The following is a 20432-nucleotide window of genomic DNA, read 5'->3' on the forward strand; positions in this document are numbered from 1 at the left end:
GCTTTTCATTCATTTATGTTGCATTGCAGCAACGTGCGATCGTCTCAGGCAGGCAAGCCGTGGGCGATCAATTCCAGCGGCAATTCCGTGCTGCACTTGATCTGCTCCATGGAAAAGGCGGAAGACACGCCCGTCAGCTGCACGGCCTTGATGAGCTTTTTGTAGAAGGTGTCATAGCCCTTGATGTCGGTCGTGACGACTTTCAGCAGGTAATCGATGTCGCCGCTCATGCGGTGAAATTCCTGTACCTCGGGCAAGACGATGACGGCGGCGGCGAAGCGGCGCAGCCATTTTTCATCGTGCTGTCCCGTGCGCACGCTGACGAAGACGGTCACGGGCAAACCCACTTTTTGCCGGTTGACGATGGCCACGCGGCTCTCGATATAGCCGTCTTCTTCCAGGCGCTTGACCCGCTTCCAGCACGGCGTGCTGGACAAGCCGATCTTTTCGCTGAGGGCGGCGATCGACAGGGTGCCATCCTGCTGCAAGGCGGCCAGGATGGCGCAGTCGAATTTGTCGAGCGAGGCGTTTGGTGAATTCATTTTACTATTCCAGTTTTTATGGCATGAACATGCTGCATGGTACATCGTTTGCAGCATTGTTTGGCATATCTTCACGGGGGCGGGCCGGTAGACTATCCATATGTTCCAGCCGCCTGCGCTGCCCCTTTTATAGAATACTCAGACTGCCATCATGAAAGAAATCTACCTCGACAGCAATGCCACCACTTGCGTGCTGCCCGCCGCCGTTGCCGCCGCCAAGCAGGCGATGGAGCAGGGCTATGGCAATCCCAGCAGCACCCACGCGACGGGGTTGCAGGCCAAGGCCATGATGGATGGCGTGCGCCGGCGCGCCAGCGGCTTGCTGGGCGTGGGCGATGGCCGCCTGATGTTCAACAGCGGCGCCACCGAAGGCATCCAGACGGCCGTGCTGTCGGCCCTGTGCGCGTTGCGCGAACGGCGCGATGCGGGCAAGCGCATCGGCAGCCTGCTGCTGTATGGCGCGACCGAGCACAAGGCCGTACCGGAAAGCCTGGCGCACTGGAATCGCCTGCTGGGCCTGAACCTGGAAGTGCGCAAGCTGCCCGTCGATGCGCAGGGGCGCCACGATCTGCAGGCGCTCGGTGCGCTGATCGGCGACGCGGCCATGCTGTGCACGATGGCGGCGAATAATGAAACGGGCGTCGTCAGCGATTTGTCCGCCATCGCGCAGCTGCTGCAGGAGCGCGGCGCCGATGCCTACTGGATGGTCGATTGCGTGCAGGCGCTGGGCAAGCTGAAACTGAACCTGGCCGCCACGCGCATCGATTACGCACCGTTTTCCGGCCACAAGCTGTATGCGCCCAAGGGCATCGGCATGCTGTACGTGCGCGCCGGTGCACCATTTACGCCGTTGATGATGGGCGGCGGCCAGGAAGCGGGCTTGCGCTCGGGCACGGAAAACATGGCCGGCATCGCCGCGCTGGGCGCCGTGCTGGCCGCGCTCGACGATGGCAAGACCTTCCGCAGCCACGCCGACCTGGCCGCGTTCCGCGCGCAGCTGGTGGCCAGCCTGGAACGTGCCTTCCCCGGCATCGTGTTCAATATGCCGTTCGACTTGTCCTTGTCGACGACGCTCAATTTTTCCGTGCCCGGTTTGTCGTCAAAGGAATTGCTCGATCTGTTCGACGCGGCGCGCGTGCGCGTCAGTTCGGGCAGCGCCTGTTCCGCCGCCAAGGCGCTCCCCAGCTATGTGCTGGAAGCGATGCACGTGCCGCAATGGCGTGCCAGCTCGGCCATCCGTCTGTCGTTCGGTCCCCTGATCGACGCGGCGACCATTACGGCCGCCTGCGCGCGCATCGAACGCTGCGGCGAAGCGCTGCGCAGCAGCTGCCTGCTGCCGTCCGCGCTGGCGCCATCGCCGCAGGACGGCGTGATTCAGCTGAGCGTCGATGGCCAGTGCACCTGGCTGCTCAGCGACGCTGCCAGCGCCAGTTGCGTCGTCATCGATCCCGTCGCCACGCTCGTGCCGCGCCTGGCCGCTTTCATCCGCTGCCAGCACCTGGCCTTGCGCGCCATCGTACACACGGCGGCGCCAGCCGACCATGGCGTGGCGCGCCTGGCGCTGCTGCAGGAACTCGAGATCGAACAAGTCGGCCACGTCGATATCGACGGTGAGCTGGCGCTGGGCCAGCAGCGTTTGCGCCGCGTCGAGTGTGGCGAAACCCATGTGTATCTGCTGGGGCAGCGCTTCGCCTTCATCGGCGCCATGACGCCCGGGGCGCTGGCACCTCTGCTGGATGCGGCGCTGCTGACGCAGGACACCGTGCTGTGCGCGTCAGGCGACGACGGCAGCATTTGCGCTACCGTGCGCACCGTGCAGGACGGTAGCGCGCCGGCTGCCGAACTGCAGCTCGATGCGGCCGCCTTGCCCGCCTTCCTGCGCCAGCATCCCGACGCCATCCTCGTCGACGTGCGCGAAGCGTATGAACACGCGGCGTGCGCCGGCACGGTGTTCGAGGGCTGCGAGGTGCGCAGCGTACCGCTGAGCCGCCTGGCGGGACAGGTGGCCGCGTGGCTGCAGCAGCCGCAGCGCCCGCTGGTATTTTTCTGCCGCAGCGGTAACCGCAGCGCGCGTGCTAGCGCCTGCCTCCGCCGCCTCGGTCACGGCGCGGCATGGCAACTCAATGGCGGCATGGCGATGGCCGAGGCGACGCGCCACCCGCTGGCCATCGCCGCCTGAACGGTCTGAACTTTCTTCCTTGAAATATTGCACCGTGCCATCTTTGGCACGGTGCTCTTCTCGCATTTCTTGCATTCATTTCCTGACGGCATTTTTCTGCCGCTCAACAGGCTAATTTCTTTGCTGAAACGTCCCTAAAACGTGATGTATGTACGCTAGCGCACGGTCTTGCGCAGATGGCGCACCTACGATGAAGTTCAGAAAATCTCCCTATACCCTGAGATTCGTCGCAACGCTCCGGCGCTTCGCTTTCCGTCTTCGCCAGTGTCCGATCGTGTTCTTCCAGACTGGGCCAGCGTGACGGCGGCCGCTGGCTGTGTGCGCGCACCTAGCGAGGCCCCAAGTTGAAAGAGTACACAGCAGTTGTCACGCAGCAGATCAAGGAACAGATTTCCAAAGTTAAAGAAATCTTCCGCGACCATTCCCTTGCACCGGACACCTTCGACGCCGCGCGCGACGATGCCTTGCCCCTGCGTTCCGAATTATTCAGCGCCATGCAGATGGCTGCCCACGGCAAGCACGTGGCCACCGGCCATGCGGTGGGCAAGCATCACGGCCGGGACCGCCTGTTGGCGCGCCTGGCCGACAATGCGGCCCTGATCACGGCCACCGTCAACGAGCTGACGGCGACCGTCAAAAGCGGCCGCCAGGTCACGCCCGCCTCGGAGTGGCTGCTCGATAATTTTTACCTGATCGAAGAGCAGATCCGCACCACGCGGCGCCATTTGCCGAAGAACTACAGCAAGGAGCTGCCGCGCTTGACGTCGGGCCCCGACGCAGGCTGCCCGCGCGTCTATAAAATTGCGCTGGAAATCATCTCGCACGGCGATGGCCGCGTCGACCTGGAAAACCTGTGCCACTTCGTCGAGGCTTATCAGGATGTGGCCACGCTCACGCTCGGTGAACTGTGGGCCGTGCCCATCATGCTGCGCCTGGCCCTGATCGAAAACCTGCGCCGCGTCGCCGTGCGCGTGGCCGACGACCGCATGCAGCGCGACCTGGCCAATACCTGGGCCGACCAGATGACGGAGATCGCCGAGCGCAATCCCAGCGGCTTGATCCTGCTCGTGGCCGACATGGCCCGGTCGAATCCGCCGATGACCAGCGCCTTCGTGGCCGAATTGTCGCGCCGCCTGCAGGGACAAAGTTCCTCGCTGACCCTGGCGCTGTCGTGGCTGACGCACAAGCTGGCCGAGTCGGGCCTCACCATCGAGCAGCAGATCCAGTCCGAGATCGGGCAGCAGGCGGCCGACCAGGTATCGATCGCCAACAGCATCGGCAGCCTGCGTTTTCTCGGCACCATGGATTGGCAGGAATTCGTCGAGACGATGAGCGTGGTCGAGCAGACCTTGCGCCTCGATCCGGCCGGCACCTATGGCTTGATGGATTTCGCCACGCGCGACAGCTACCGCCACGCCATCGAACGCATCGCCAGGCGCAGCGCGCGCAGCGAAGTGGAAGTGGCCGAGATGGTGGTGCAGCTGGCGCACACGCACGGCAACGGCAATGACGCGCGCCGCGGCCACATCGGCTTCTACCTGGTGGGGCGCGGCGTGCTGGTGCTGGAAAAACAGGCAGGCGCGAAGCTGCCCTTCATCGAGGCGCTGCAGCATACGGCGCGCGCCGCGCCGCTGGCCGTCTACCTGGGCGCCATCTGCTTCCTGACCCTGGCGACGAGCGCCTTGCTGCTCGAACGCGCCGTGCGCCATGGCGTGCAGGGCTGGCCCCTGGCGGCGCTGGGCGCGCTGGCGCTGCTGGGCAGCAGCCAGCTGGCCGTGGCCGTGGTGAACTGGCTGGCGACCCTGATGACGTCGCCGCACCCGCTGCCGCGCATGGATTACCAGGCCGGCATTCCGTCGGACGCGCGCGGCATCGTTGTCGTGCCGACCCTGATCTACAACAAGGAAAACGTGGCGGCCCTGTGCGAGGCGCTGGAAGTGCGTTATCTCGCCAACCGCGACCCGAACCTGCGTTTCTGCCTGCTGACGGACTTCGTCGACGCCGAGGCGCAAACGATGCCGGGCGACGAAGCCTTGCTGCGCCAGGCGCAGGAGACCATCCGCATCCTGAACGAGAAATACCGCGTGGAGGGCGTCGAATTCAAGGAAAACGGGGACCCTGCCGATCCCGAGGAGCTGGGCCATGTGGGACCGTTCCTGCTGCTGCACCGTCCGCGCCTGTGGAATTCGCAGCAGAATGCGTGGATGGGGCAGGAGCGCAAGCGCGGTAAATTGTCCGACCTGCACGCGTTCTTGCGCGGCGGTGCGCGCGACAAATTCTCGCTGGTGGAAGGCGAGTTGCGCGGCCTGCGCACGATCAAATACGTGATCACGCTCGACACCGATACGCAGCTGCCGCGCGACGCGGCGCGCGAATTCATCGCCACCATGATGCACCCGCTGAACCGTCCCGTGCTCGACGCGGCCGGCACGCGCGTGGTGGCCGGCTACGGCATCCTGCAGCCGCGCGTGGCCGTGGCGCTGCCCAGCGCGAATGCCTCGCGCTACGAGCTGCTGTGCGGCGGCGAACCGGGCATCGACCCCTACACGCGCACCGTTTCCGACCTGTACCAGGACGTGTTTTATGAAGGCTCGTTCATCGGCAAGGGCATCTACGATCTCGACATGTTCGAGCGCGTGCTGGGCCAGCGCCTGCCCGACAATAAAATCCTCAGCCACGATCTGCTGGAAGGCTGTTATCTGCGCGCCGGCCTCTTGAGCGACTCGCAGCTGTACGAGGAATATCCGGCCCGCTATGACGCCGACGTGAGCCGCCGCCAGCGCTGGATCCGCGGCGACTGGCAACTGGTCGGCTGGCTGCTGGGCCGGGTGCCGGGCCGCGCCGGCAAGCGCGAACGCAATCCCTTGTCGATGCTGTCGCGCTGGAAGCTGTTCGACAACCTGCGCCGCAGCGTCGTCGCGCCCGCGACCACCTTGTCGCTGCTGCTGGTGTGGGGCTTCTTGCCGCACGTGGCCTTCTGGAGCGCGGCCGTGCTGGCCATCATTTTCCTGCCGCCTGTTTTTTCGGCCCTGTACGATCTGCTGCGCAAACCGCGCGATACCTTGTGGCGCCAGCACCTGGCCGCCTTCGAGCGGCGCTGCGGCGTGCAGTTTTCGCACGCCATGCTGACCCTCGTCTTCCTGCCGTACGAAGCGTGGATCAGCCTCGATGCCATCGTCCGCACCCTGTGGCGCCTGGGCGTGTCGCACAAGCATTTGCTCGACTGGCGCGCCTCGAACCTGCATGTATCGTCAGGTTCGCAGGCCGACAGCTGGCGCGCCATGTGGTGCTCGCCCGCGCTGGCGCTGGCCACCTTCGGCGCCTTGCTCTACTGGCGTCCGGAAGCCTTGCCCGCCGCCGCCGTGGTGCTGCTCTTGTGGCTGGCCGCGCCCGCCATCGCCTGGTGGATCAGCCGCCCCATCGAGCGGGCCGTGGCGCGCCTGTCGGCCGAGCAGGGACGTTTCCTGCACGGCGTGGCGCGCAAGACCTGGGCCTATTTCGACACCTTCGTCGGGCCGGACGACCACTGGCTGCCGCCTGATAACATGCAGGAACACCCGAACCTCGTGGTGGCGCACCGTACCTCGCCGACGAATATCGGCCTGGCGTTGCTGGCCAACCTGACGGCCTACGATTTCGGCTATCTGACCCTGGGCCAGTTGATCGAGCGCAGCCGCGCCACCCTGCACAGCATGGGCGAACTGGAACGCTTCCAGGGCCATTTCTATAACTGGTACGACACGCAGACCCTGAAGGCGCTGCAGCCGATGTACATTTCAACGGTCGACAGCGGCAACCTGGCCGGCCATCTGCTGACCTTGCAGCCGGGACTGGTGGAGCTGTATGACGCCCCGATCATCGGCGCGCAAGTGGTGCAGGGCATCCGCACGACGGCGCAGGTGCTGCAGGAATTCATCGCCGCCGAAGGCGAGGGCAAGGCCATGCGCGACAGCATGACCCTGCTGCAGGCGCAGGCCGCACCGGCCAGCCTGGCCGAATGGCATGCCTACCTTTCTGCCGCGAATGGCGCGGCCGACGCGCTGCTGTCGCTGACCTTGCAAAGCGAGGATGGCGAGCTGTCGATGTGGGCGGGTGCGCTGGCGCGCCAGTGCCGTGCGGCGCTGGCCGAATTGCTGCAACTGGCGCCGTGGGCGGCGCAGGCGGGTGTCGATGCGGCGTGGCTGCGCGTGCCGACCCTGCGTGAACTGGCCAACCTGGAAACGCCGGAAGGCACGCCTTCCGAGCTGGCCGCCTTGCTGGCGCAGGGCCGCGAACAGGCGGGCCGCCACATGCGCGACATCGCCCACGCGGCGGGCCAAGCGCGCGACTTCGCGCAGATCGAATACGGCTTCCTGTACAACCCGTCGACAAAACTGCTGGCCATCGGCTACAACGTCAGCGAACGGCGTTTGGACCCCAGCTACTACGATTTGCTCGCTTCCGAAGTGCGCCTGGCCAGCTTCATCGCCATCGCCCAGGGCCAGCTGCCGCAGGAGCACTGGTTCGCCCTGGGCCGCCAGCTGTGCATGGTGGCCGGCCAGCCCGTGCTGCTGTCGTGGAGCGGCTCGATGTTCGAGTACCTGATGCCGCTCCTGGTGATGCCGAACTACCCGAACACCTTGCTCGACCAGACCTACCATTCCGTCATCGAGGCGCAGATCGATTACGGGCGCCAGCGCGATGTGCCTTGGGGGATTTCCGAATCCGGCTACAACACGGTTGACGCCAGTTTGAACTACCAATACCGTGCCTTCGGCGTGCCGGGACTGGGCTTGAAACGGGGCCTGGCCGACGACTTGGTGGTGGCGCCGTACGCCAGCATGATGGGCCTGATGGTGCAGCCGGAAGCGTCGTGCCAGAACCTGCAGCGCATGCAGGCGGCCGGCTACATGGGCCGCTACGGCTTTTTTGAAGCGATCGATTTCACCACGGCGCGCCTGCCGCGCGGGCAGGGCAGCGCCGTCATCCGCTCCTTCATGGTGCACCACCAGGGCATGGGCTTTCTGGCCCTCAGCTACCTGCTGCACGACCGCCCGATGCAGCGCCGTTTCGAGTCCGATCCGCTGCTGCAATCGGCCTTGCTGGTGCTGCAGGAACGCACGCCGCAGGCGGGCGCGTTTTACTCGAACACGGCCGAACTGGCGGTGCTGCGCAGCGGCGCGCCCGAGCAGGCCATGCCGATGCGCATCCTCACGCAAGCTAACAGCGCCGTGCCGGAAACGCAGCTGCTGTCGAACGGCCGCTACCACGTCATGGTGAGCAATGCGGGCGGCAGCTACAGCCGCTGGAAAGACCTGTCCGTGACGCGCTGGCGCGAGGACAGCACGCGCGATAACTGGGGCAATTTCTGCTATCTGCGCGACCTCGATGATGGCGAAGTCTGGTCCACCATGTACCAGCCCACGTTGGCCGAACCGAAGAAATACGAAGTGATTTTCTCCGAGGGCCGGGCCGAGTTCCGCCGCGCCGACCATGGCCTCGACCTGTACACGGAAATCGTCGTCTCGCCCGAGGACGACATCGAAATCCGGCGTACGCGCATCAGCAATAATTCGAACCGCCAGCGGCGCATCGAGATCACCAGCTTTGCCGAAGTGGTGATGGCGCCGGCGGCGGCCGATGCGGCCCATCCGGCGTTCAGCAAACTGTTCGTGCAGACGGAAATCCTCGCGCATGAAAAGGCGATTTTATGCACGCGCCGGCCCCGCTCGAAAGAGGAGCAGATGCCGTGGCTGCTGCATGTGATGACCGTGCACGATATCGAGCGCTACGAAGTATCGTTCGAGACGGACCGCGCGCGCTTCATCGGCCGTGGCAATACGGCGCAGCTGCCGCAGGCGCTGCAGGAAAGTGGCCCGCTCAGTGGCGGCCACGGTTCCGTGCTCGACCCCATCGTGGCCATCCGCTATGTCATCACGCTCGAACCCGACCAGGCCGTCACCGTCGACAGCGTCACCGGCATGGCCGAACAGCGCGATGCGGCCTTGCACCTGATCGACAAATACCAGGACCGCCATCTGGCCGACCGCGTGTTCGAACTGGCCTGGACGCACAGCCAGGTGGTGCTGCGCCAGTTGAACGCCAGCGAAGCGGACGCGCAGCTGTATGCGCGCCTGGCCAACGCCGTGATCTATCCGAATGCGGCCCTGCGCGCTGAGGCCAGCATCCTGATCAAGAACCAGCGCGGCCAGTCCGGCCTGTGGGCGTATGCCATTTCCGGCGACCTGCCCATCGTGCTGCTGCAGATACGCGACGCGGCCAATATCGAGCTGGCGCGCCAGATGGTGCAGGCGCATGCCTATTGGCGCCTGAAAGGATTGATCGTCGACCTGGTGATCTGGTACGAAGAGCAGTCGGGCTACCGCCAGCTGCTGCACGACCAGATCATGGGCTTGATCGCCTCGGGCATCGATGCGCAGGCGATCGACCGTCCGGGCGGCATCTTCGTGCGCCTGGCCGAGCAGATCGCCAATGAAGACCGCATCTTGCTGCAATCGGTGGCGCGCGCCATCATCAGCGACTTGCGCGGCACCCTGGCCGAGCAGGTCAAACGCCCGCCAAGCCCCGTGCTGCGCATGCCGCCGCTGCTGCAGGACCCGGGCCGCGAACAGGGCGGCGTGCCGCACCGGGCGCCAGAGCGCGAGTTGATCCTGGAAAATGGCCTCGGCGGTTTTACACCCGACGGCCGCGAATACGTGATCACCACGGCAGAAGGCAAGCAGACGCCGGCGCCGTGGTCGAACGTGCTGGCCAACGCGCAATTCGGCACCGTGGTGTCCGAAGCGGGCCAGGCGTATACGTGGAGCGAGAATGCGCATGAATTCCGCCTCACGCCGTGGCAGAACGACCCTGTTTCCGACCTGTCCGGCGAAGCGTTCTATGTGCGCGACGAGCAAAGCGGCCAGTTCTGGTCGCCCACGTCACTGCCCGCGCGCGGCAGCGGCGACTACGTGACGCGCCACGGTTTCGGCTACAGCATTTTCGAACACAGCGAAGGCGGCATCGCCACGGAATTGTGCACCTATGTGGCGCTCGATGCTGCCGTCAAATATTCGGTGATCAAGGTGCGCAACGACAGCGGCGTGCCGCGCCGCCTGTCCGTCACCGGTTATGTGGAATGGGTGATGGCCGACTTGCGCGCCAAGTCCGGCATGCATGTGGCCACCGAGGTCGACACGATCAGCGGCGCCCTGTTTGCGCGCAATAACTACAACACGGAGTTCTCGGGCCGGGTCGGCTTCTTCAATACGGACGCCAGCATCCGCTCCATCACCTGCGACCGCAATGAATTCATTGGCCGCAACGGCAGCCTGGCGCAGCCGGCGGCGCTGCGCCGCGTGCGCCTGTCCGGCAAGGCGGGCACGGGACTGGACCAGTGTGCCGCCATCCAGGTGCCGTTCGAGTTGCAGCCGGGGCAGGAGCGCGACATCGTCTTTATCCTCGGCGTGGGCGGGCGCCGCAATGCCGACGCCAGCACCATGGTGCAGCGCCATGCGGGCAAGGAAGCGGCGCGCGCTACGCTCGACGCCGTGCGTGCGCACTGGGACAGCACCCTGGGCGCCGTGCGCATCGAGACGCCCGACCCGTCGCTCGACGTGATCGCCAACGGCTGGCTGATGTACCAGACCATCGCCTGCCGCCTGTGGGCGCGCAGCGGCTATTACCAGTCGGGCGGCGCCTACGGTTTCCGCGACCAGCTGCAGGACGCGATGGCGATGATACACACGGCGCCGCAGCTGCTGCGCAAGCACTTGCTGTTGTGCGCGGCGCACCAGTTTGTCGAAGGCGACGTGCAGCACTGGTGGCATCCGCCATCGGACCGCGGCGTGCGCACGCACTGCTCCGACGACTACCTGTGGCTGCCACTGGCCGCCTGCCGCTATGTGATAGCCACGGGCGACGTCAACGTGCTGTCGGAAGTGGCGCCCTTCATCGAGGGCCGCGCCGTCAAGCCGGAAGAGGATTCCTACTACGACTTGCCCGTGCGCTCGGGCGAGTCGGCCGACCTGTACGAGCATTGCGTGCGCGCCATCCGCCATGGCCTGCGCCTGGGCGTGCACGGCTTGCCGCTGATCGGTTCCTGCGACTGGAACGACGGCATGGACAAGGTGGGAGAGCATGGCAAGGGCGAGAGCGTGTGGCTGGCCTTCTTCCTGTACGAAGTGCTGCAGCGCTTTGCCGAGGTGGCCATGCTGCGCGGCGACGCTGCGTTCGCCCAGTTCTGCCGCGACGAAGCCGTGAAACTGGCGGCCAACGTCGAGGAACATGCGTGGGATGGCGAGTGGTACCGGCGCGCGTATTTCGACGATGGCACGCCCTTGGGTTCGCACACGAACGAGGAATGCCAGATCGATTCGATTTCGCAAAGCTGGGGCGTGCTGTCGGGCGCCGCCAACAAGGAGCGGGTCGCCGGCGCCATGCGCCAGGTCGATGCGCGCCTCGTGCGCCGTGATTCCGGGGTGATCCAGCTGCTCGATCCGCCGTTCGACAAAGCCGACCTCAATCCCGGCTACATCCGCGGCTATGTGCCGGGCGTGCGCGAGAACGGCGGCCAGTACACGCATGCGGCCATCTGGACGGCGATGGCGTTTGCCCGCATGGGCGATGGCGAAAAGGCGTGGGAACTGCTGCGCATGATCAGTCCCGTGCGCCATGGCGCAGACGCGCAGGCGGTGGCGCGCTACAAGGTGGAGCCGTACGTGGTGACGGCCGACGTGTATGCCGTGGCGCCGCACGTGGGACGGGGCGGCTGGAGCTGGTACACGGGATCGTCGGGCTGGCTGTACCGCCTGATCGTCGAATCCCTGCTCGGCTTGACGCGCGAAGCGAACGTGCTGCGCATGGCACCGATGATGCCGGCCGAGTGGCGCAGCTTCAAGCTGCATTACCGCTTCGGCGCCAGCAGCTACGCCATCACGGTGGAGCAGGCGCAGGGGCGGCCTGCGGGACTGTCGCTCGATGGCGTCACGCAGGGCGGCAACAGCATCGCCCTGCGCGACGAGGGCCGCGAGTATGCGGTGCTGCTGCTGGTTTAGTCTTGCCCACGTACTTGCCAAGCATCGTGTTCGGGACGGCGCCGGCCGGCCAGCAGGATCAGGCCGGCGCCAAACAGCAGCAGGTCGCGCGTGCGCACTTCGGGCGCGGACTGCGTTGCCGTCTGCTGGTGGTAGTTCAAGGCTGCCGCCGTGGCGGCGGCAGGCTGGCTGGCGCAAGCGGCCAGGCACAGCGCCGCCATTTTTCCATTCAAATACATACATTCCTCAAGAAAGCGCACCGGCCGTTGGGATCGGCGCGCCGGTATTCATGTCGCCGACATTGTAATTATGGACATGAATATTGTAAATGAGAAATTATCCAAGACTGTCTCATAAACCCAGGGCGGCGCCTGCACCCAGCAGGGTGGCCACGCCCAGCACGGCAAACACCAGCGCCGCGATGCCGTGCACGAGGCGCAGCGATACACGGTTGGCGATCCTGTCTCCCAGGTAGACGGCCGGCACGTTGGCCAGCATCATGCCGAACGTGGTGCCCAGCACGACGGAAACAATGTCGTGGTAGCGCGCCGCCAGCGCCACGGTCGCCACCTGCGTCTTGTCGCCCATTTCCGCCATGAAGAAGGCGATCAGGGTGGTCAGGAAGACGCCGTATTTGGCCAGCTTCGTTTCGTCTTCATCGAGCTTGTCGGGGATCAGCGTCCAGGCGGCCATGGCCAGGAACGACACGCCCAGCACCCAGCGCAGCACGTCGGGCCCCAGCATGCTGGTGATCCAGGCGCCGACGGCGGCGGCGAACGCGTGGTTGGCGATGGTGGCGACGAAAATGGCCAGCACGATGGGCAGGGGTTTACGAAATTTGGCGGCCAGCAGAAAGGCCAGGAGTTGGGTTTTATCGCCGATTTCAGCGAGACCGACGATGCCGGTGGAGATGAGGAATGCTTCCATGAGATTGCAAGAGGTACGCGGGCCGGACGAATTAACCAATGATCCACGGGCGACTCCGGCCCATGCGGCCGCCCTGGATCAATGGTCTCGTCAAGTTCTGCAACCACCTGCACCATGGCCTGCGGGCCAATCATGTTGATACAGGTTCCCGCGGCAGGACCGCGGGACGACTACTCCCCAATGTTCGAGGCGCATCATACGCCAATGCCCGCGCCGGCGCCAGTAGCGCCGGGGTGGGGCGCGGCCCGGTGTGTGGGACTTCGACAACAATGACCGATTGCAAACAGACTCGACTTAGAATGCAGTTCTGTCCACGACTCCCAGATGGAATGCGCCATGCCGGTCCTTGTCCGCTTGCTTGCCTTGTGTTTGACCTTGTTTGCTCCCTTGTCCGGATTGTGCGCCGCGGCGCCCTTCGACGACAAGTTCCGCCAGCTGGAAGAGCTGCTGCCCACGCCGAATGCCTACCGCACGGCGTCCGGCGCGCCGGGCCACGCCTACTGGCAGCAGCGCGCCGATTACGTGATCCGCGCCACGCTCGATGAGGAACGCCGCGCCATCACGGCCAGCGAGCAGATCACCTATCACAACCGCTCGCCCGACAGCCTGGCCTATTTGTGGCTGCAGCTGGACCAGAATGGCTTGCGCCAGGATGCCGACCAGCGCCGCGTACTGAGTGCGCCATCGCGCCAGGCCTGGCTCAGTGGCAACGAAGACGAGGCGCTGAAATTTGAGGACTTGCGCGCCATCCATGCCGGGCGCGAATTTGACGGCGGCTTCAAGCTCACCGCCGTGAAAGCGGCCAACGGCAAGCCGCTGCCGTATGTGGTCAACCAGACCATGCTGCGGATCGATCTGCCGGTGGCGCTGGCGCCCGGCCAGAGCGTCACGTTCAATATCGACTGGTCGTATCGGATCAATGACCAGAAGGTGCTCGTCGAGCGCTCCGGCTACGAGTATTTTGAAGACGACAAGAACACGATCTTCCAGATCGCGCAGTGGTTCCCGCGCATGGCCGCGTATTACGACGCCGCCGGCTGGCAGCACAAGCAGTTCCTCGGCTCCGGCGAATTCACGCTGGAGTTTGGCGACTACGAGCTGTACCTGACGGTGCCGGGCGACCACGTGGTGGCGGCCACGGGCGAACTGCAAAATCCTGCGGCCGTACTGAGCGCGGCGCAGCGCGAGCGCTTGGCGCGGGCGAAAAACAGCAACACGCCGCTGCTGGTGATCACGCTGCAGGAAGCGCTGGCGGCGGAAAAAGGCAAGGCTGCGGGGATGAAAACCTGGCACTTCAAGGCGGCCAATGTGCGCGACGTGGCGTGGGCCTCGAGCCGCAAGTTCATCTGGGATGCGCAGGGCCTGGACAGCGGCGGCAAGCGCGTGATGGCGATGTCGTATTACCCGAACGAAGGCAATCCGCTGTGGCAGCAGTACAGCACGCGCGCCGTCGTGCACGCGATCGAGCAGTACAACAAATACAGTTTCGACTATCCGTATCCGAACGCGATTTCCGTCAACGGCGCCGTGGGCGGCATGGAGTACCCGATGATTGCGTTCAATGGCGGGCGCCCCATGAAGGACAAGAAGACGGGGGAGCTCACGTATTCGAAGACGGCAAAATATGATCTGATCGGCGTGATCATTCACGAAGTGGGCCACAATTATTTCCCCATGATCGTCAACTCGGACGAGCGCCAGTGGACGTGGATGGACGAGGGCCTCAATTCCTTCCTGCAGTACCTGGCCGAGCAGGCGTGGGAAGAGCATTTCCCGTCGTGGAATGGCGAGCCGCGCAAGATCGTCGACTACATGCGCAGCCAGAACCAGGTGCCCATCATGACCAATTCCGAGTCCTTGCTGCAGTTCACGGCGAACGCCTACGACAAGCCGGCCACGGCGCTCAACATCCTGCGCGAGACCATCCTCGGGCGCGAACTGTTCGACTTCGCCTTCAAGCAGTACGCGCTGCGCTGGAAGTTCAAGCGCCCGACGCCAGCCGACTTTTTCCGCACCATGGAAGACGCGTCCGGCACGGACCTGGACTGGTTCTGGCGCGGCTGGTTCTATACGACCGATGCGGTCGACATCAGCATCGACGGCATCAGCGAATATGGCGTGAGTACGAAGAATCCGGAAATCGAGAAAGCGTGGAAGAAGGCGCAGAAAGACGCGCAGCCCATCTCGATTTCGGACCAGCGCAACAAGGCGCTGCCGAAGAAGGTCGACATCGATCCTGCGCTGAAGGATTTCTATAACCGGCACGATGACTTCACGGTCACCAACAAGGACCGCAACAGCTATGCGGAAGAGCAGGAAACGCTGGAGCCGTGGGAGAGAAAGCTGCTGGAACAGCGCAACATGGGCAAGCATCTGTACCTGGTCGACTTTTCGAATATCGGCGGCCTGGTGATGCCGCTGATCCTGGAAATCGAACTGAAAAGCGGCAAGAAGATCATCGAGCGCGTGCCGGCCGAAGTGTGGCGCTATGCGCCGCACAAGGTCAGCAAGGTGATCGTTACGGACGAACCGATGGTGGGCCTGGTACAGGACCCGTACTGGGAGACGGCCGATATCGACAACAGCAACAACGCCTGGCCGAGGAAAATCACGCCATCGCGCCTCGAGCTGTTCAAGCTCGATCGCGACAAGAACAACCTGATGAAGGATTTTAATACGCCGCTGAAGGCGCCCGAGGCCAAGGCCGAAGCCAGGACGGAAGCAAAATAGGGAAACAGCGCCGGCCAGTCCGGCGCTTTTTTCTGCCGGCCTGCGCCGGAAGTGCTATTCTGCGCGACGCCCCGGCGCACACGGACCGGGGCTTTCGCAAATCATTCAAAAGACGACCATGCAAACTTTGACCTTCCTGCGCGCGCTGGGCTGTGCGCTCCTTTGCCAGGTAACCCTGGCCGCGCACGCCGACCCCCTCAGCTATGCGCGCTACGACCAGGTGCGCACGCGCGACCTGCAGCTGGACCTGAAAGCGGACTTCAAGCAAAAGACGCTCTCCGGCTATGCCGAGCTGTCCTTGAACTGGATCGATCCGGCGGCGCGCACCCTGGTGCTCGATACGCGCGATTTGTCGATCGCGAAAGTGCAGGTACAGGACAAGCGCGGCGCCTGGCAGATGGCGCCGTACCAGCTGGACAAGGCCGACCCGGAAAAGGGCCAGGCGCTGCGCATCACCACCACGGGCCAGCCGGGCAAAGTACGCGTCTACTACCACACGGCGCCGAACGCCATCGCGCTGCAGTGGCTCACGCCGCAGCAGACCATGTCGGGCAAGCTGCCTTTCATGTTCAGCCAGTCGCAAAGCATCAACGCCCGCTCGTGGGTGCCGTCGCAAGATACGCCGGCCGTGCGTTTCACGTATAGCGCGCGCATCGATGCGCCAGCGGGCATGCGCGTCGTGATGAGCGCCGAAAACGATGAAAAGGCGACGGGCAAGGGCGGCTGGAAATTCAGGATGCCGCAGCCGATTCCGTCGTACCTGCTGGCCATTGCCATCGGCGAACTGGAAGTGCGCAAGCTCGGTCCCCGCTCCGCCGTGTATGCGGAACCGCCGCGCATCAAGGCGGCCGAATACGAGCTGGCCGACACGGAAAAGATGATCCAGGCAGCCGAAGCGCTGTATGGCCCGTATGGCTGGGGACGCTACGACATGATCGTGCTGCCGCCATCGTTCCCCTACGGCGGCATGGAAAACCCGCGCCTGACCTTCCTCACGCCGACCATGATCGCGGGCGACCGCAGCCTGGTCGACCTGATCGCGCATGAACTGGCCCACTCGTGGTCGGGCAACCTGGTCACCAACGCCTCGTGGAAGCACATGTGGCTCAACGAAGGCTTCACCACCTACGTCACCACGCGCATCGTCGAGCAGCTGTATGGCAGCGAAGTGGCGCAGATGGGCGTGCAGGTCGACCAGGAAGAACTGGCCGCCTCGATCCGCGAACTGCCGGCCGCGAAAACGGCGCTGATCACGCGCGATGCGGACGCCAATCCGGCCGAAACGTACACAGACGACGGCATCATCTACCCGAAAGGCGCCTGGTTCCTGGCCACCATGGAGCGCCGTGCCGGCCGCGCCGTATTCGATCCTTTCCTGCGCGGCTGGTTCGACCAGCACGCGTTCCAGAGCGTGACGACGGAGCAGTTCATCGCCTACCTGCGCAAGAACCTGCTGGCGCAGCATCCGGCCGTGATGCCGGAAGCGGAACTCGATGAATGGCTGTATGGCACGGGCGTGCCGGCCAGCGCGCAGCGCGTCGTCTCGTCGCGCCTGGCGCTGCTCGACCAGCACCGCGACGCCTGGTTGAAAGGCACGTTGCCGACGAAAGACCTGGGCATGGACAAGTGGATCGCCATCGAATCGATGCACTTCCTGAACGACATCAACAACAAGGCCAGCGCGGCGCAATTGCGTGAGCTGGACCAGGTCTACGGCGTGGGCAAGAGCGGCAACAATGAAGTGGCGTACCGCTTCTACCTGGCCTCCGTGAACGCCGGCTACGACGTGCAGCAGCCCTTGCAGGCATTCCTCATGAGCGTGGGCCGCCAGAAGTTCGTCGTGCCCCTGTACAGCGCCCTGATGAAGACGCCGCAAGGCCATGCGTGGGCCAAGGACGTGTATGCGAAGGCGCGCGAACGCTACCACCCGGTGACGCAGGAAAGCGTCGACAAATTGATGGCCGCGCAAGCGCATTGAACTTCCTTTGGACATCCTGACCATGCATACCATGAACCGCCTCGCCGCCGCCATCGTGCTGGCGTTTTCCGCGTTCGCCGTGCCGGCGCTGGCCCTTGACGCGGCCCCCGTTGTCGCCGCCGCACCGGTGCCCGCGCCGGCCTTCGATCTTGAGCGCGACGTCGCCACCGCCCTGAAAGTGTTCGACGTGCCCGGCATGGCGATCGCCATCGTCAAGGACGGTAAAGTCATCACCGCCAGGGGCTTTGGCGTGCGCAAGCTGGGCGAGCCGGCCGCCGTCGATGCGAAGACCGTGTTCGAAGTGGCGTCGAACTCGAAAGGCTTCACGGCCGCCGCGCTGGCCATGCTGGTCGACGAGGGCAAGCTGGCCTGGGACGATCCCGTCACCAAGCACCTGCCCGGCTTCCAGATGCACGACTCTTACGTCACTGGCGCCATGACCATCCGCGACTTGCTGACGCACCGCAGCGGCCTGGGCCTGGGCGCCGGCGACCTGCTATGGTGGCCGACGACGACCTTCAGCACCGACGAGATCATCGAGAAGCTGCGCTACATCCGTCCGGCCACGAGTTTTCGCAACAGCTATGCCTACGATAACCTGCTGTACATCGTAGCCGGCAAGATCATCGCCGACAAGGCGGGGAAAAGCTGGGGCGAGGCCATGCATGAACGCATCCTGGCGCCGCTGGGCATGACGGGCACCACCACCAGCCTGGCTGAAAATGCGGGCAATCCCGACGTCGCCAATGCGCACAGCAAGATCGACGGCAAGATCGCCGCCGTCAAATCGATGCCCGTGCCGAATGCCGTGGGTGCCGTCGGCATCAACACGAATGCGGAAGATATCGCCAAGTGGATGATGGTGCTGCTTGACGGCGGCAAGATCGCCGGCGTGAAGGACAAGGATGGCAAGGACGCGCGCCTGTTCAGCGAAAAGCAGGGCCGCGAAATGTGGACGGCGCAAACGCCGATCAAGATCCCCGAGCCGAAACCGGCATTGGCCGCGACGAAACCGAACTTCAGCGCGTATGGCCTGGGCTTCCAGCTGCGCGACTACAAGGGCATGAAGGTGGCCATGCACGGCGGCGCGCTGCAGGGATTTTATTCGCGCGTGGTAATGGTGCCGGAAGCGAAGCTGGGCGTGGCCATTCTCACCAATGCGGAAAATGGCGGTTCCATGACGGCGCTGCAATGGCGCATCCTCGACCATTACCTGCAGGCGGTGCCATCGGACTGGCTGGCGCTGGTGGCCAAGGTGGAGCAGGACCAGCATGCGGAAGAAGTGAAAAAGCAGGGCAAGGCGTCGAGCGCGCGCACGGCCAGATCGCAGCCATCGCTGCCGCTGGCGGCGTACGACGGCGAGTACGAGGATGCCTGGTACGGCAAGGTCATCATCAAGCCCGAGGGGAAAAAACATATCCTCAGCTTCACGCGCACGCCGGACCTGACGGGCGAGCTGGAACACTGGCAGCACGACACCTTCATCGTGCGCTGGAAAGAGCGTAACTTCAACGCCGACGCCTACGTGACGTTCTCGCTCAATCCCGATGGCAGCATCGACCGGGTGAAGATGGCGCCCGTGTCGGCCGAGACGGATTTCAGCTACGACTTCCAGGACCTGAGCCTGGTGCCGGTGAAACCGAAGGAAGCGAAGAAATAAAGGGTCGATACATAAAGGGTCGATACCAGAACCGCAGCCTGTGCTGCGGTTTTTTTTCGCCCGTTGCCATGCAAATGCGCGGCAGGAGGTCGGCGGGCCGGTTTTTATTCCATGAAATGGGGCGAAAAAGAAACGTTATCTTGTTTTCTTGTTTGCGTATTTACTAACTTTTCAAGGTGGTACTATTTCCGTGCGCCATGAAATTCGTCTGTCGACAGATGCTTTCTGGCGGCTGACGTCTTTGTCTTCCAGTGTTTTTTATAACGACTCAACTTTGGGGAATGGGATAAAAATGATCAATGTGAAAAAAGCCGTATTTGTCTTTTGCGCCGCCGTCGGTTTTGCCGGCGCCATCAGTTCTTCCGCGTTTGCCTTGCCAACGCGTGAAACCTGCGAGGAAGCCTATACCGCCTGCGTGACGGACGGCGATGCCAACGCCTGCACCCTGGTCAAGCGCCTGTGCGGCGTGTACGGCATCCACCTGTAAGGCGGCATTCGAATCCGGGATCGGGCGGCGCGCCGCAGTGGCACGCCGCCGTTTGCTTTTTATGGCTTGACGAACTTCAGGGTCATGCGGTCGCTCTCGCCGATGGCCGTGTACTTGGCCCGGTCCACATCCTTGTTAGCGTAGGTGGGCGGCAGCGCCCAGACGCCGCCCTGGTGGTCCGCCGTGTCTTTCGGATTGGCGTTGATCTCCGACTTGGCCGCCAGTTTGAAACCTGCGCCTTCGGCCAGTTTGATCACATACGCTTCGTGCATGTAGCCGCTGCTGGCCGTGGCGTCCTGCGCCTTGTTCGCCGGCAGGCGGTGCTCGACGACGCCGAACACGCCGCCCGGTTTCAGGCTGTCATACACTTCCTTGAACAGGGTCTGCATGCCCGCTTCGCCGATCGGTATCCAGTTGTGGATATTGCGGAAGGTGAGCACCATGTCGGCCGTGCCCTTGGGCGCGATGCGGTAGGTGGTGGGTGGTGCGAAGGCGCCGATGTCCACCTTGCCGAAGGCGGCTGGATTGGCGTCGAGTTTTTGCTGGAAGCGCGCCGCGCCACGGCGTGCGCCTTCGCTGCTTGACTGCGGGTCGTTGCCGGCGGCAATCAGCTTGCCGTTGTCGCGCAGGTAGGGCGCCAGGATCTCCGTGTACCAGCCGCCGCCGGGCGCCAGCTCCACCACCGTCATTGTCGGCTTGATGCCGAAGAACGTCAGCGTTTCATACGGGTGGCGGGCGCTGTCGCGCAGCGCGTTGGCCGGCGTGCGCGCACTGCCGGCGATGGCCGCCTTCAGGGCCGCGTCGCCCGCATCGGCGGCCAGCGCCGCGCCGCTGCCGCCACAGGCCAGCATGACCGTCAGGGCCGCAGCCAGGGATACTCGCTTCATCATCATTTGCTCCATGCGTGATTGGATC

At 64.3% G+C, this 20432-nt stretch carries 10 protein-coding genes and 1 riboswitch; of the genes, 6 read left to right on the forward strand and 4 right to left on the reverse strand.

The window, feature by feature from the left end; translation table 11 throughout:
• Window positions 1-44: 44 nt before the first annotated feature.
• A complete protein-coding gene (locus SKZ59_RS14245) occupies window positions 45-542 on the reverse strand; it encodes an Lrp/AsnC family transcriptional regulator (protein WP_034753155.1) in 498 nt (165 codons plus the stop codon).
• A gap of 151 nt (window positions 543-693) precedes the next feature.
• On the opposite strand from SKZ59_RS14245, the gene SKZ59_RS14250 reads away from it, so the two are divergent.
• On the forward strand, window positions 694-2721 hold the full coding sequence (locus tag SKZ59_RS14250) for an aminotransferase class V-fold PLP-dependent enzyme (protein WP_319992120.1): 2028 nt from the start codon (window positions 694-696) through the stop codon (window positions 2719-2721).
• A 407-nt stretch (window positions 2722-3128) separates the two neighbouring features.
• Window positions 3129-11756, forward strand: coding sequence for a GH36-type glycosyl hydrolase domain-containing protein (locus SKZ59_RS14255; RefSeq protein ID WP_413774560.1), 8628 nt, complete (start codon window positions 3129-3131; stop codon window positions 11754-11756).
• Here SKZ59_RS14255 and SKZ59_RS14260 read toward each other — a convergent pair.
• Both SKZ59_RS14260 and SKZ59_RS14265 read right to left on the reverse strand, forming a co-directional pair.
• Window positions 11753-11974 (reverse strand): hypothetical protein, encoded by a 222-nt coding sequence (locus SKZ59_RS14260; RefSeq protein WP_034753159.1) that lies wholly within the window; start codon window positions 11972-11974, stop codon window positions 11753-11755. The two genes, SKZ59_RS14255 and SKZ59_RS14260, sit on opposite strands and share 4 nt — an antisense overlap.
• Before the next feature lie 112 nt (window positions 11975-12086).
• Window positions 12087-12662: a TMEM165/GDT1 family protein gene (locus SKZ59_RS14265; protein WP_319992121.1), complete on the reverse strand. Its 576-nt coding sequence runs from the start codon at window positions 12660-12662 to the stop codon at window positions 12087-12089.
• Between the two features lie 9 nt (window positions 12663-12671).
• Window positions 12672-12853: riboswitch (yybP-ykoY riboswitch) on the reverse strand.
• Window positions 12854-12998: 145 nt separating this feature from the next.
• Between SKZ59_RS14265 and SKZ59_RS14270 the strand changes: the two genes are divergently transcribed.
• The 4 genes from SKZ59_RS14270 (at window position 12999) to SKZ59_RS14285 (ending at window position 19517) form a co-directional block, all read left to right on the forward strand.
• Complete coding sequence (locus tag SKZ59_RS14270; RefSeq protein WP_319992122.1) at window positions 12999-15392, forward strand: M1 family aminopeptidase; 2394 nt, start codon at window positions 12999-13001, stop codon at window positions 15390-15392.
• 118 nt (window positions 15393-15510) lie between these two features.
• Window positions 15511-17370: a M1 family metallopeptidase gene (locus SKZ59_RS14275; RefSeq protein WP_319992123.1), complete on the forward strand. Its 1860-nt coding sequence runs from the start codon at window positions 15511-15513 to the stop codon at window positions 17368-17370.
• 22 nt (window positions 17371-17392) lie between these two features.
• On the forward strand, window positions 17393-19030 hold the full coding sequence (locus tag SKZ59_RS14280) for a serine hydrolase (RefSeq protein WP_319992124.1): 1638 nt from the start codon (window positions 17393-17395) through the stop codon (window positions 19028-19030).
• A gap of 301 nt (window positions 19031-19331) precedes the next feature.
• Window positions 19332-19517: a hypothetical protein gene (locus tag SKZ59_RS14285; RefSeq protein WP_319992125.1), complete on the forward strand. Its 186-nt coding sequence runs from the start codon at window positions 19332-19334 to the stop codon at window positions 19515-19517.
• A 59-nt stretch (window positions 19518-19576) separates the two neighbouring features.
• Here the strand turns inward: SKZ59_RS14285 and SKZ59_RS14290 are convergent, their stop codons facing one another.
• A complete protein-coding gene (locus tag SKZ59_RS14290) occupies window positions 19577-20404 on the reverse strand; it encodes a methyltransferase (protein ID WP_319992126.1) in 828 nt (275 codons plus the stop codon).
• Window positions 20405-20432: the final 28 nt, after the last annotated feature.

Origin of the sequence: Janthinobacterium sp. GMG2 (genome assembly GCF_033949445.1) — a bacterium.
Taxonomy (GTDB): Bacteria; Pseudomonadota; Gammaproteobacteria; order Burkholderiales; family Burkholderiaceae_D; genus Janthinobacterium; species Janthinobacterium aestuarii.